The following is a 12,927-nucleotide window of genomic DNA, read 5'->3' on the forward strand; positions in this document are numbered from 1 at the left end:
CACCTTTCTTGAGTGAATGACAGGGGCCAGAGCCCCCGTCTTCCACAGACTAGGGGGAGCCACTGACAGCGCCGGTCCTGTTTCCCCGTTCCGACAACAAACCCGGGCCTTCCAGCATGCCCGACGCCACGACCGACCATATAGCACGTGCATTCGATTTACGGCCGCGCTCCGCCACCTTCACCCGAAGGTGTGGCCGGGGCTAGGGTCGACGGCATGATGGATCACGCGCGTGACCTGGCCTCTGTACGCGAAGCGACGGACCGGCTCCTCACCGCAGCCGCCCGCCTGGACAACGCCGCTGTGACCCAGCCGTCACGGCTGCCCGGCTGGACCCGTGGTCATGTCCTCGCCCACCTCGCCCGCAACGCGGACGCCCTCGTGAACGTCCTCGAAGGGCGTCCCATGTACGTCTCCGGCGACGCCCGGGACGCCGACATCGAGCGGGACGCGCCGCGACCGCTGAAAACCCAGCTCGCCGACGTACGCGACAGCGCGAACCGCTTCCAGGACGCCGCGTCGGCGTCCCAGGACTGGTCCCGCACGGTCGAGCTGCGGGGCGGGGTCCTCGACGCCGCGGCCCGGCTGCCCTTCCGGCGGTGGATCGAGGTGGAGCTGCATCGGGTGGATCTGGGGATCGGGTACGAGCTGGAGGATCTGCCGGGGGAGTTCGCCCAGCGCGAGATCAACTTCCTCGCGGACCGGTTCCGTGACCACCCCGACGTCCCCGCGCTGATGATCAGACAGGACGACGGGCGCATGATCCCCACCGGAGCCGTCGGCACCACCACCCCGGAACGGCTGGAGAGCGGCCACCACCTCGTGATCAGCGGCACCCGGGCCGACCTGCTCGGCTGGCTCGCCGGCCGCCGCGACGGCGCCGCCCTGCGCGTCGAAGGAGGCGCGCTCCCCTCGCTGCCCCCGCTATAGGCTGCCCTCATGACGTACAGCGGAGCGGTGAAGGTCGGCGGTCCTGCGGATGTGCACGAGCTGCCGGACCTGATGATCTCCAAGGTCGCGGTGGGCCCGATGGACAACAACGCCTATCTGCTGCGCTGCCGGGCCACCGACGAGCAACTGCTGATCGACGCCGCGAACGACGCCCGCACCCTGATCACCCTGATCGGTGACGACGGGATCGCGTCCGTCGTCACCACGCACCAGCACGGCGACCACTGGCAGGCGCTCGCCGAGGTCGTCGCGGCCACCGGCGCCCGTACGTACGCCGGCCGGGACGACGTCGAGGGCATCCCGGTGCCGACCGACGTGCCCGTCGGCGACGGGGACACGATCCGGGTGGGGCGCGTGGAGCTCACCGCGCGCCACCTGGTGGGTCACACGCCGGGTTCGATCGCCCTGGTCTACGACGACCCGCACGGGCATCCGCACGTGTTCACCGGGGACTGCCTCTTCCCGGGCGGCGTCGGCAACACCCGCAAGGACCCCGAGGCGTTCGCCAGCCTGATCCACGACGTCGAGACCAAGATCTTCGATGTGCTGCCCGACGAGACCTGGGTCTACCCGGGCCACGGCAACGACACGACGCTCGGCGCGGAGCGCCCGCACCTGCCGGAGTGGCGCGCACGGGGCTGGTGAACTCCCGCGTGCCGTAGGGCAGTTGGTGGGGCACTCGGACGGGGGCGCGACCGCTCCGGTACGCGCCCCGTGTGAATCGAACGCACACACCGGTGTCCCGCGCGCGCTCCCGGCGTACGCCGTGGCGTAGTCCACTGGAAGCAGGTCCGCACGGGATGACGGCTCCCGCGCGGATGGGCCGCCGGCCTCACCAACCCCGCCCTCGGCCGGCGGCCCCGCCCTCTCGGTCGGACGCGTTCACGCAGCCGCAACACCCGTTCCCAGAATGCGGACAAACACCCGTGTGACCTCGACAGACGGCATGTCGCGCTGTCAATCTCACGCCATGCGTCCTGTCCCGCGAACCGCGCGCTCCCCGCGCCGTGCCGCCTCCACCGCCATAGCCGCCCTGCTCGCCGTCGTCGCGGTGGGCTGCGCCCCGCAGCCGGAGGAGGACGCCTCCGGCTCGGCCTCCTCCTCGGCGTCCGGATCCTCCTGCGCCAAGGGCGACTTGAGCACGAAGACGTCCGGCAAGCTGACCGTCGCCACCGACGAACCGGCGTACGAACCCTGGTTCAAGGACGACGACCCGAAGAACGGCGAGGGCTTCGAGTCGGCGGTCGCGTACGCCGTGGCGAAGCAGCTCGGCTACGGCGAGGCGGACGTCGTCTGGCAGAGCGTGCCCTTCAACAAGGCCTTCGCGCCGGGGGCGAAGACCTTCGACTTCGACATCAACCAGGTCTCGATCAGCAACGAGCGCAAGAAGGCCGTCGACTTCTCGTCGGGCTACTACGACGTGCGCCAGGCCGTCGTCGCCCTCAAGGGCTCCGCCGCCGCGAAGGCGACGAGCATCGCGGCCCTGAGGAAGCTGCATCTGGGCGCCCAGGTCGGCACCACCAGCCTGAACTACATCCAGGACGTGGTGAAGCCGACCCGGGAGGCCGCCGCGTACGCCAAGAACGACCAGGCCAAGTCCGCGCTGAAGAACGGCCAGGTCGACGCGATCGTGGTCGATCTGCCGACCGCGTTCTACATCACCTCGGCCGAGGTGACGGACGCGAGGATCGTCGGTCAGTTCGAGAACCAGGGCGGCACGCCCGAGCAGTTCGGGCTCGTCCTCGACAAGGGCAGTGCCCTCACGTCCTGCGTGACGACCGCCGTGGACGCCCTGCGCGAGGACGGCACCCTGGCGAAGATCGAGCAGGAGTGGCTCTCCGACGCCGTCGACGCCCCGGTCCTCAAGTGACGGTCGTGAAGCAGGAGCCCGGCCCGGAGGAGTCGGACGACCACGGTGACCCGCCCGGCGCGGACGAGGGCTACGTCCCCTCGCGCCGGCGGCTGGACCGGGAGCGCTACAGGCGCGACCGGGCCCGCCGCGCCACCGCCGTCGCCGCCCTGTCGACCCTGGCCACGGCCGTCGTCCTCTACCTGGTCGTCGTCAACGCCCCCGGCTGGCCGCGCACCAAGGAGACGTTCTTCAGCGCGGAGTACGCGCACGAGGCGCTCCCCAAGGTCCTCGAAGGGCTCTGGCTCAACGTACGGCTGCTGCTGGTCTGCGGAGTCGCCGTGCTCGTCCTCGGCATGCTCATCGCCGTCGCGCGGACCCTGCGCGGCCCGGTGTTCTTCCCGCTGCGGGCGCTGGCGGCCGCGTACACCGACTTCTTCCGCGGACTGCCGCTGATCATCAACCTGATGATCGTGGTCCTGGGCGTGCCCGCGCTCCGGCTCCAGGGGGTGACCGTCGACCCGGTCCTCCTCGGCGGCACCGCGCTGACGCTCACGTACTCGGCGTACGTGGCCGAGGTGTTCCGCGCCGGCATCGAGTCCGTGCACCCCTCGCAGCGCGCGGCGGCCCGCTCGCTGGGCCTGAGCAACCGGCAGGCCCTGCGGCACGTCGTACTCCCCCAGGCGGTACGCCGTCAGGTGCCGCCCCTGCTCAACGACCTCGTGTCGTTGCAGAAGGACACCGGCCTGGTCTCGATCGGCGGTGCGATCGACGCGGTGCGCGCCGCCGACATCATCGTGGGCCGCAGCCTCAACTACACGCCCTACATCGTCGCGGGACTGGTCTTCGTCGCCCTGACCATCCCGATGACCCGCTTCACCGACTGGGTCACGGCCCGCATGGACCGGCAGCGGGCGCAGGGAGGGACGACATGAGCGACAGCCGAGACACGGTGGAGACCGGGCAGGCCGGGCACGCCTCCGAGGGTGGCCCCGTGCTGCGGATGGAGTCCGTGCGCAAGACCTTCGGTGGCTCCGTCGTGCTGCGGGACGTCGATCTGGAGGTCGCACCGCACACCGTGACCGCGCTGATCGGCGCCTCCGGATCCGGCAAGTCGACGCTGCTGCGCTGCGCCAACCTCCTGGAGGACATCGACGACGGGGCGATCTGGCTGGACGGCGAGGAGATCACCGACCCGCGCGTCGACCAGGACGCGGTCCGGCGGCGCATCGGCGTGGTCTTTCAGTCGTACAACCTGTTCCCGCACATGACGGTGCTGGACAACATCACCCTCGCCCCGCGCCGGGTGCACGGCGTTCCCCGCGCGGAGGCCGAGGAGCGGGCGCGGGAGCTGCTGGACCGGCTGGGGCTGAGCGGGAAGGCGGGCGCCTATCCCGACCGGCTCAGCGGCGGTCAGCAGCAGCGAGTGGCGATCGTGCGCGCCCTGGCCGTACGCCCCCGGCTGCTGCTCCTCGACGAGATCACCGCGGCCCTCGACCCGGAGCTGGTCGGCGAGGTCCTGAACGTCGTCCGTGATCTGAAGGCCGACGGCATGACCATGGTCCTGGCCACGCACGAGATGGGCTTCGCCCGCGACGTCGCCGACCAGGTCTGCTTCCTGGACGGAGGTGTCGTGCTCGAACGCGGCACCGCGGACCAGGTCTTCGGCGACCCGCGGCGGGAACGTACGCGTCAGTTCCTGCGCCGGATCGTCGACGCGGGCCGCCTGTAAGGGGCGCCTGCCTGGAGATCGGGCCTTACCCGCCGACCTCGGGCACTGTGGGACTCAGGCGTCCGCCCGGCCCGCCCCGGCGAGCGCGGCGACCCGCTCCACGCCGAAGACGTAGCCCTGCACCCCGCACCCGGCGATCACCCCGTCGGCGCGCAGGGAGACGTACGAGTGGTGCCGGAACGTCTCGCGCTGGTGGATGTTGGAGATGTGCACCTCCAGCACCGGCAGCCCGTCACAGGTGTTGAGGGCGTCCAGGATCGCCACGGAGGTGTGCGAGTAGGCGCCCGGGTTGATGACGATCCCGCTGTGGTGGAGCCGGGCCTCGTGGATCCAGTCGACCAGTTCGCCCTCGTGGTTGGACTGCCGGAAGTCCACCGTGCCGCCGTGCGCGGCCGCCGCCTTGGCGCACATCGCCTCGACGTCGGCGAGGGTGTCCGAGCCGTAGATCTCGGGCTGCCGCTGCCCCAGGAGGTTCAGGTTGGGGCCGTTGAGAATCATGATCGGGGCGTGGGCCAGGCTGCGGGGCACGGTTCCTCCGGTCCGTTCGGGGTGGACGGCCCGTCGGGACCGCCGCTCGCCCCCGGTTTATCACGGTGAAACCGCCGGGCAGGAGGCCGTACCCTCCCCGCATGACCACGCCTTCGTACCCTCCCAAGCCCTCCCCCGGTGACCGGGTGGCCGTCGTCTCGCCCGGTGCCGGTCTGCCCGAGCTCTTCCCGCGCCCCTTCGAACTGGGCCTGGAGCGGCTGCGCGAGGAGTACGGTCTCGTGCCGGTCGAGTATCCGACGACACGGAAGATGGGAACGACGCCGAGGGAGCGGGCGGACGATCTGCACGCGGCCTTCGCCGACCCGGACGTCAAGGCGGTGCTGACGTCGATCGGCGGCGACGACCAGATCACCGTGCTGCCCTTCCTGGACCGGGAGTTGCTGCGGGCCAACCCCAAGCCGTTCTTCGGACTGAGCGACAACACCAACCTGCTGGCGTATCTGTACAACACCGGGATCGTCGGCTATCACGGCGGCACCGTGATGACCGCGCTCGGCAGGTCCGGCGCCATGGCGCCGCTGACGGCCGACTCCCTGCGCGCGGCCCTGTTCACCTCGGGTCCCTACGAACTGCGGCCCGCCGAGCGCTTCAACGACGTCGACCGCGACTGGGCCGACCCGGCGACCTTCGACGCGGAGCCGGCGACGGTGCCGGGCGCCGGCTGGACCTGGGTGAACGCCGATCGCGTGGTGGAGGGCCGCAGTTGGGGCGGCTGTCTGGAGATCGTCGGCTGGCTGCTGATGGCCGACCGCGAGGTGCCGCGCGATCTGTCCGTGTTCGACGGCGGGGTGCTCTTCCTGGAGACCTCGGAGGAACTGCCCGGCGGCGAGGAGGTCTTCCGCACCCTGCGCAACATGGGCGAGCGGGGTCTGCTCCGCCGTTTCTCCGCGCTGCTGATGGGCCGTCCCAAGACCTGGTCCTTCGAGCACCCCAACACCCCGGAGGAGGCGGCCGGTTACGCGGCCGGGCAGCGGGAGGCCGTCCTGCGCGCCATGCGGACGTACGCCCCCGACGCCACGATCGTCTTCGACGTGGACCTCGGGCACACCGATCCGCAGTTCGTCGTCCCCTACGGGGGCGTGATTCGGGTGGACGGGCCCGCCCGGCGCATCACGGTGACGTACTGAGAGCCGTTGACGCCTCCTGGACCACCTTGGCCTCGCACGGGCCTCCGCACGCCCCCCGTAACCGCCCGTCACCGTGGGTAGTTGAGGCGGCATGCAACCTGCACGCACCGTGAAACCGCCCTCCATGCTGCGGCTGGCGTCCGCCTCGCTCGCCGGGACGGCCATCGAGTTCTACGACTTCTTCGTCTACGGGACGGCGGCGGCCCTCGTCCTGGGGCCGCTGTTCTTCCCGACGTTCTCGCCCCTGGCGGGGACCCTCGCGGCCTTCGCGACGTTCGGGGTCGGGTTCGTGGCGCGTCCGCTCGGCTCGGTGCTGTTCGGGCACATCGGGGACCGGCACGGGCGCCGGCCGGTCCTCGTCGCCTCGCTGCTGCTGACCGGGGGCGCGACCGTGGCCGTCGGCTGTGTCCCCACCTTCGACTCGATCGGTGTCACCGCCCCCTTCCTCCTGCTCGTGCTGCGTTTCCTGCAAGGGCTCGGGCTCGGCGGGGAGTGGGGCGGCGCGGTGCTGCTGACGGCGGAGCACGCGCCGGCCGACCGGCGCGGACTGTGGTCGAGCTTCCCCCAGGTCGGGCCGGCGGTGGGCTTCCTGCTGGCCAACGGGGTGATGCTGGCGCTGTCGGCCACTCTGACGGAGGCCCAGTTCGCCGCCTGGGGGTGGCGGGTGCCGTTCTGGGCGGCGGGCGTGCTCGCCCTCGCGGGGCTGTGGCTGCGGTCGTCGCTCACGGAGAGCCCACGGTTCCTGGAGATCACCGAGCCCGCGCGGGTGCCGCTCGCCGAGGTGGTGCGCGACCACTGGCGCCTGGTCCTGCTGACGGCGGGCGCGCTCGCCGTCGGGTACGCGGTGTTCTACTCGGTGACGACCTGGTCCCTCGCCTACGGCACGGAGCGGCTCGGGGTGAGCCGCACGGTCATGCTGACCTGCGTCATGGGCGCCGTGGTGGTGAAGGGTGCCCTGACACCCGTGGCGGCGGTGCTCGGCGACCGCTACGGACGGCGCCCGATGTGCCTGATCGGCTGCGGCGTGACCGTGCTGTGGATGTTCCCCATGGTCGCGCTCCTGGCGACCGGCGAACCCCTGCTGATCTTCTTCGGGTTCCTCGTGGCGATGCTCGGTTTCGTCTCCATGTTCGCCGTCATCGCCGCGTACCTGCCCGAGCTGTACGAGCCCCGGGTGCGCTGCACGGGGGCCGCCGTCGGCTACAACCTCGGCGGGGTGCTCGGCGGCGCCCTCACCCCGATCGTGGCCACCGCCGTGGCGCAGGGCGGGCGGGTGCCGTGGGGTGTGGGCGCCTATCTCACCGGGATCGCCCTGCTGAGCCTCGGCTGTTTCGCCCTGCTGCCGGAGACCCGGCCCGTGCCCCTGACGACGCCGGCGGAGGCGGAGCCCGTGACGGGATGAGCCCCGGGTCCTACGGGTTCACCGCCAGCTCCAGATACGCCGCGAACAGCACCAGGTGCACTCCGCCCTGCAGCGGTGTCGCGCGTCCCGGCACCACGGTCAGCGAGGCCACCACGACGGTCAGGGCGAGCAGCACCATATGGGTGGCGCCGAGGCCGAGGACGAGGGGGCCGGAGAGCCAGATCGAGGCGAGGGCGACGGCAGGGATGGTGAGGCCGATGCTGGCCATGGCGGAGCCGAGGGCCAGGTTGAGGCTGGTCTGGACGCGGTCTCGGCGGGCGGCGCGCAGCGCGGCGATCGTCTCGGGCAGCAGCACCAGCAGCGCGATGATCACACCGACCACCGCGTGCGGCAGCCCCGCCCCTTCGACTCCGGACTCGATGGTCGGCGAGACGCCCTTGGCGAGGCCTACCACGCCGATGAGCGCCAGGCCGAGCAGTCCGAGGCTGATGCCGGCGGTGCGGGCCGACGGCGCCTCGGCGTGGTCGTCCTGCGTGATCACCTCGCCCATCCTGGTGATCGGCAGGAAGTAGTCCCGGTGGCGCACGGTCTGCGTGGCGACGAACAGCCCGTACAGAGCCAGTGAGGACAGGGCCGCGAAGGTGAGCTGGGCCGTGGAGAACTCGGGGCCCGGCTTGCTGGTGGTGAAGGTGGGGAGCACCAGGCTGAGCGTGGCCAGCGTGGCGACCGTGGCGAGGGCGGCGCCGGTGCCTTCCGGGTTGAAGACCGCGAGTCCGTGGCGCAGTGAGGCGACGAGCAGGCAGATGCCGACGATGCCGTTGCAGGTGATCATCACGGCCGCGAAGACGGTGTCCCGGGCGAGGGTCGCGCCCTTGTCCCCGCCGTCGGCCATCAGCGTCACGATCAGGGCGACCTCGATGATCGTGACGGCGACCGCGAGGACGAGGGAGCCGAAGGGTTCACCGACCCGGTGCGCGACGACCTCGGCGTGGTGCACCGCGGCGAGGACGGCTCCCGCGAGCACCAGGGTCACCAGGGCGACGGCTCCAGGGGGCAGATCACGTCCCCAGGTGAAAGCGAGCAGGACGACCGCGGCCACCGGGACGACAGCAGTCCATCGCGTCGTGAGCGACCGGAGCCGAGCGAGCATACGGTGATCCTTTCAGACGTGAAGGGGCCCCGCACTCCGGTCGACGCGTGGAACTGCGTCTCCGTCGTGCGGGGCCCCATCCGTGTATCAGTGTGCGGTGTCGGCCTCCGTCAGGCCTCGACGCTGTCCTTGTCCGCGCCTTCGACCTTGTCCTGATCGGCCTGGGCCTCGGCCTGCGCCTGCTTCTTGGACGCGATCAGGCTGGTGATCGTGGTGACGATCAGCACCGCGCAGATCACGCCGAGAGACACCGGGATGGAGATCTCAGGAACGTGTACCCCGGACTCGTGCAATGCGTGCAGCACCAGCTTCACACCGATGAAGCCGAGGATGACCGACAGACCGTAGGACAGGTGGACCAGCTTCTTCAGCAGGCCGCCGATGAGGAAGTACAGCTGTCGCAGGCCCATGAGCGCGAACGCGTTGGCCGTGAAGACGATGTACGGGTCCTGCGTCAGGCCGAAGATCGCGGGAATGGAGTCCAGTGCGAAGAGGACGTCGGTGGTGCCGATGGCGAGCATCACGACGAGCATCGGCGTCATGACGCGCTTGCCGTTCTCCTCGATCCACAGCTTGGTGCCGTGGTACCGGTCGGCGACGCCGAAGCGCTTCTCGACGGCCTTGAGGAGCTTGTTCTCCTCGTACTCCTCCTCCGCCTCGTCGGCCCTGGCCTCCTGGATCAGCTTCCAGGCGGTGTAGATCAGGAAGGCGCCGAAGATGTAGAAGACCCAGGCGAAGCTGGCGAGGATCGCCGCGCCCGCGGCGATGAAGATCGCGCGGAGCACCAGGGCTATCAGCACGCCGATCAGCAGCACCCGCTGCTGGTACTGCGACGGCACCGAGAACTTCGCCATGATCAGGACGAAGACGAAGAGGTTGTCGACGCTCAGCGACTTCTCGGTGATGAAGCCCGCGAAGAACTCTCCGGCCGGCTGACCGCCGCCGAAGACGAGCAGCCCGAGTCCGAACAGGGCGGCCAGGACGATCCAGACGACCGTCCAGATCCCGGCTTCCTTGATGGACACGTCATGGGGCTTGCGGCCGATGAAGAAGTCGACCGCGATGAGGGCGGCAAGGCCCACCACTGTGAGGACCCAAAGGGTCACGGAAACATCCACTGCGCCTCCGGCAGTACGTAACGGCAAATTTCAGCGTCGTCGCTACCGGAGGTCTCTTCCACCCGGTCCTCCAGGGCGTTCCACAACGCCTGGTGCCGCCGGGCCGACGCCCCGGGATCTGGATCGATCCGTATTGACGGGTACGCCGCAGCAAGTAGGGAGTACTCCCCTCCGCACGAAAAGAGTACCCAATCACCAAGAATAGGTAAAGGGCGAGGCAAAGAAAGTATCAAAACCGCAGGTCAAATAGCTTTACGAGTGCTTGGCACGGGCTCGGAGCGAGGTCGTTCCCGGAGGTTCGGCAGCAGTGCTCAGCGGTTCCAGGAGCGGCGGGCCTCCGCGACCCGGGCGAGCACGTCGTGCATGACCGTGCTGCCCGGCGGGATGCTCGACGGCTCGTACGTCCACGCGTGCCCGACCCAAGGGTCGGCGAGGTGGTCGTCGGGGGTGGGGGTGAGTCGCATCAGCGAACGCCACAGCGGGTCGAGCAACGGCCCGTAGGCGGCGGCTTCCTGCCGGTCGGCGACCATCATCAGATGGACCCCGACCGCGGGGCCCTCGTCCGCGAGATAGCGGAGCTGGGTGACGGCGCGGTCGTCGAAGCCGTGTGGGAAGTCGTTGACGATCAGCAGTTGTTCGGCGGTGTCGAAGCCGGGGGGCAGCGCGTCGGGCGCGCCACCGCGCACGGCCATCTGCACGAGGTCCACGCGCTGGGTGAGCCGCCCCAGCACCTCCGAGACACCCGCCGCTCCGGCGGCGGGCGGCCCGGCGAGCACACCGGCCTGCGTCAGGGGCGCCAGCGCGGACGAGCCCGCTCCGGCCGCGTCGACGACGTGCACGGCGAACTCGCCCGGCGGGTAGACCGCGAGCAGTCGGGCGGCCAGAGCCACCGCCGTGTCCAGCGCCAGGCGGCGGAGCTCGTCGGAGTCGGCGAGCGAGTCGCGGGAGCCTGAGCGGCCGCTGTCGATCCACAGGCCGCGCTCCAGCGGCAGCCGGACCAGCATCGGGATGCGCACGTCCTCGCTCTCCGGCAGATGGAGATCGCCCAGACGCAGGGCCATCGGGATCTCCATCGGCACCCGGTAGCCGTGCCAGACCGGGTTGTCCCAGCTCGCGTACGCCGGGGGCAGTGCGGGCTCGACGACGTCCGCCTCGGCCCCGAGCTGCGCCAGGTCCCGGTCGAGAGCGGCCCTGGCCTGGTCGACGAGCTCGGCGTGCTTGGCGCGGGCCGCCTCGCGCGCGGCGTCGCCCTGGCCGCTGATGCGGCTGCGCGGGTCGGACAGGACCTTGTCCAGCTCCTGTTCCATCCGCGACTCGGCGAAGTCGACGGCGCTGCGGTAGGCGGCCGTGGTGCGGGCGAGGTCCTCGAACATGCCCCACACCTGGTTGTAGAGCCGCTCCTCCATGGACCAGCCGGTCGCGTCCCCGGCGACGGGCCGCGCGGGCTGTCCCGGCTCGGCCGGGGGCGCGGTCGGCGCGGGCGGTGGCGGCGCGGTGGTCTGGCGGCCGGGGTGGGCGTAGTTGACCGGGCCGCCCGCGGTGGCCGGGCCGGGCTGGCCGGTGGCCGGGTCGGCCGGGGTGGAGCCGCCGTGCTGCGCGGCCGCGGTGTGATCGGGCAGCGTGCCGTCGTGCGGGGAGCCGTACGGGGGTGTCGTGCCGTACGGCGAGGTGGGCTGGTGCCCCTGGGACGGCGCGGGGTTGCCCGTCATGCCCTGGGGGGTCGCGCCTTGGGGTGTCGCGCCGCCGTGGGTCTCGTCCGGGCCCTGTGCGGGTGCGGTCGTCCGGTGGGGGCGGTCCGCGTCCGGCAGCCGGGGCGGAGGGGCGGCCACCGAGCGGGCGAGGCCCTGGGCCACCGCCTCGTTGATACTGCCGGCCAACTGCTGGGCCTGCGGCAGTCCCTGGTCGGCGAGCAACGCCGCGAGGCCGCCCGCGTACCCCTGGCCGACGGCGCGGACCTTCCAGGCGCCCTGCCTGCGGTACAGCTCCAGGGCGACGACGGCCGACTCCGGTTCGAGGTCGGTGATGGTGTAGCTGGCGACCTCGGTGCCGTCGAGTCCGGTGACCGCGACGAAGGGGGCGGCCACGGCGCCGAAGCGCGCCGGGCCGCCGGTTCCCGTCGGGAGGGCGAGCAGCACGGTCACCCGGTGCACGGACGGTGCCAGGGCGTCGAGGTCCACGGCGAGGCGGTGGTCGGCCGCCGCCTGCCTGGGCACCTCGATGCCCGGGAGGGTGGGCGCGCCCGGGTGGGCGACCCACTCGACACCGTGCACGCGGCCCTGCTCGTCGCCGAGGGTGGCCCCGGCCACGATCGGCGTGCCGGCCGAGACGCGGATCTCCAGTCGGACCTCGGGCAGCGGATGGTTCTGCCCCCGGACCAGCTCGGCCGTCATCGACTTCGTCCCCCTGTGTCGCGTGCTCTGTGTACTCGGTGCGTGCCTACAGGACCGGCAGGATCGCCGGCATCAGGTCCTGGAAGGTGCGGCCGTTGGCGGGCGTGCCGATGGCGGTCATCTGCCAGCCCGTGCCCGCGCGGTGCACCTTGGCCATGATCTGGGCGGTGTACTGGCCGCCGCCCGCGAGGGTGTAGCGCGCCAGCTCCTGGCCGTTGGTCTCGTCGACCAGGCGGCAGAACGCGTTCTGCACTTCCTGGAAGGTCTGGCCCGTGAAGGAGTTCACCGTGAAGACGATCTGGTCGATGTGGACCGGAACCCGGGCCAGGTCGACGAGGATCGCCTCGTCGTCGCCGCCCTGGCCGACGCCGCCGACCAGGTTGTCGCCGGTGTGGCGGACGGAGCCGTCGTCGCTCACCAGGTGGCGGAAGAAGACGACGTCGACGGGCTGCTTGTCCGCGAACAGCACGGCGGAGGCGTCGAGGTCGATCTCACGGGTGCGGGATCCGAACAGGCCGCGCCTGGGGGCAGCCTGCCAGCCGAGACCCATGCGCACCGCGGTCAGGCTGCCTCCGTCGTTCTTCTGCAGACTGATGGCCTGACCCTTGGTCATGTTGACGGTCACGCGCTGATTCCCCTCTCGACTGTCCCCTGTTCCCGCGGAGTCCGCGGATGTGCAGCACCTTACGCAGCGGCAC

General features: G+C 71.1%; 12 protein-coding genes. 7 read left to right on the forward strand and 5 right to left on the reverse strand.

What is annotated here, in order from left to right; genetic code table 11:
• Positions 1-216: 216 nt before the first annotated feature.
• The 5 genes from HW837_RS16190 to HW837_RS16210 all read left to right on the forward strand — a co-directional run bounded on the left by HW837_RS16190 (position 217) and on the right by HW837_RS16210 (position 4,532).
• On the forward strand, positions 217-930 hold the full coding sequence (locus HW837_RS16190) for a maleylpyruvate isomerase family mycothiol-dependent enzyme (RefSeq protein WP_045560960.1): 714 nt from the start codon (positions 217-219) through the stop codon (positions 928-930).
• A gap of 9 nt (positions 931-939) precedes the next feature.
• Entirely contained in the window at positions 940-1,596 is a 657-nt protein-coding gene (locus tag HW837_RS16195; protein ID WP_045560961.1) for an MBL fold metallo-hydrolase, read from the forward strand.
• A 325-nt stretch (positions 1,597-1,921) separates the two neighbouring features.
• Positions 1,922-2,821, forward strand: coding sequence for an ABC transporter substrate-binding protein (locus HW837_RS16200; protein WP_193380820.1), 900 nt, complete (start codon positions 1,922-1,924; stop codon positions 2,819-2,821).
• On the forward strand, positions 2,818-3,735 hold the full coding sequence (locus HW837_RS16205; protein WP_193380819.1) for an amino acid ABC transporter permease: 918 nt from the start codon (positions 2,818-2,820) through the stop codon (positions 3,733-3,735). Before HW837_RS16200 ends, HW837_RS16205 begins: the two co-directional genes overlap by 4 nt.
• Positions 3,732-4,532, forward strand: coding sequence for an amino acid ABC transporter ATP-binding protein (locus tag HW837_RS16210; RefSeq protein WP_177261674.1), 801 nt, complete (start codon positions 3,732-3,734; stop codon positions 4,530-4,532). Before HW837_RS16205 ends, HW837_RS16210 begins: the two co-directional genes overlap by 4 nt.
• Positions 4,533-4,586: 54 nt before the next feature.
• On the opposite strand, the gene aroQ is transcribed toward HW837_RS16210, so the two are convergent.
• Positions 4,587-5,060, reverse strand: coding sequence for a type II 3-dehydroquinate dehydratase (aroQ, locus tag HW837_RS16215; protein ID WP_045560964.1), 474 nt, complete (start codon positions 5,058-5,060; stop codon positions 4,587-4,589).
• A 101-nt stretch (positions 5,061-5,161) separates the two neighbouring features.
• Here aroQ and HW837_RS16220 point away from each other — a divergent pair, with 101 nt between their 5' ends.
• Together HW837_RS16220 and HW837_RS16225 are read left to right on the forward strand one after the other, a co-directional pair.
• Positions 5,162-6,208: a S66 family peptidase gene (locus tag HW837_RS16220; RefSeq protein WP_193380818.1), complete on the forward strand. Its 1,047-nt coding sequence runs from the start codon at positions 5,162-5,164 to the stop codon at positions 6,206-6,208.
• 124 nt (positions 6,209-6,332) lie between these two features.
• A complete protein-coding gene (locus tag HW837_RS16225) occupies positions 6,333-7,610 on the forward strand; it encodes an MFS transporter (protein WP_193380843.1) in 1,278 nt (425 codons plus the stop codon).
• 10 nt (positions 7,611-7,620) lie between these two features.
• On the opposite strand, the gene HW837_RS16230 is transcribed toward HW837_RS16225, so the two are convergent.
• The 4 genes from HW837_RS16230 to HW837_RS16245 all read right to left on the reverse strand — a co-directional run bounded on the left by HW837_RS16230 (position 7,621) and on the right by HW837_RS16245 (position 12,854).
• Positions 7,621-8,721, reverse strand: a complete 1,101-nt coding sequence (locus HW837_RS16230; protein WP_045560967.1) for a calcium:cation antiporter — start codon at positions 8,719-8,721, stop codon at positions 7,621-7,623.
• Positions 8,722-8,831: 110 nt separating this feature from the next.
• Positions 8,832-9,839: a TerC/Alx family metal homeostasis membrane protein gene (locus tag HW837_RS16235; RefSeq protein WP_045560968.1), complete on the reverse strand. Its 1,008-nt coding sequence runs from the start codon at positions 9,837-9,839 to the stop codon at positions 8,832-8,834.
• Positions 9,840-10,150: 311 nt separating this feature from the next.
• Positions 10,151-12,229, reverse strand: a complete 2,079-nt coding sequence (locus HW837_RS16240) for a TerD family protein (RefSeq protein ID WP_045560969.1) — start codon at positions 12,227-12,229, stop codon at positions 10,151-10,153.
• 46 nt (positions 12,230-12,275) lie between these two features.
• Positions 12,276-12,854: a TerD family protein gene (locus HW837_RS16245; protein WP_045560970.1), complete on the reverse strand. Its 579-nt coding sequence runs from the start codon at positions 12,852-12,854 to the stop codon at positions 12,276-12,278.
• Positions 12,855-12,927 lie beyond the last annotated feature (73 nt).

The organism is Streptomyces caniscabiei, assembly GCF_014930365.1.
GTDB lineage: Bacteria > Actinomycetota > Actinomycetes > Streptomycetales > Streptomycetaceae > Streptomyces > Streptomyces caniscabiei.

What these genes read in the sequence shown, in the direction of transcription:
- HW837_RS16190 (WP_045560960.1), top strand. Translation starts at nt 217, where the DNA reads ATGATGGATCACGCGCGTGACCTGGCCTCTGTACGCGAAGCGACGGAC.
- HW837_RS16220 (WP_193380818.1), top strand. Translation starts at nt 5,162, where the DNA reads ATGACCACGCCTTCGTACCCTCCCAAGCCCTCCCCCGGTGACCGGGTG.
- HW837_RS16225 (WP_193380843.1), top strand. Translation starts at nt 6,333, where the DNA reads ATGCTGCGGCTGGCGTCCGCCTCGCTCGCCGGGACGGCCATCGAGTTC.
- HW837_RS16230 (WP_045560967.1), bottom strand. Translation starts at nt 8,721, where the DNA reads ATGCTCGCTCGGCTCCGGTCGCTCACGACGCGATGGACTGCTGTCGTC.
- HW837_RS16195 (WP_045560961.1), top strand. Translation starts at nt 940, where the DNA reads ATGACGTACAGCGGAGCGGTGAAGGTCGGCGGTCCTGCGGATGTGCAC.
- HW837_RS16210 (WP_177261674.1), top strand. Translation starts at nt 3,732, where the DNA reads ATGAGCGACAGCCGAGACACGGTGGAGACCGGGCAGGCCGGGCACGCC.
- HW837_RS16200 (WP_193380820.1), top strand. Translation starts at nt 1,922, where the DNA reads ATGCGTCCTGTCCCGCGAACCGCGCGCTCCCCGCGCCGTGCCGCCTCC.
- HW837_RS16240 (WP_045560969.1), bottom strand. Translation starts at nt 12,229, where the DNA reads ATGACGGCCGAGCTGGTCCGGGGGCAGAACCATCCGCTGCCCGAGGTC.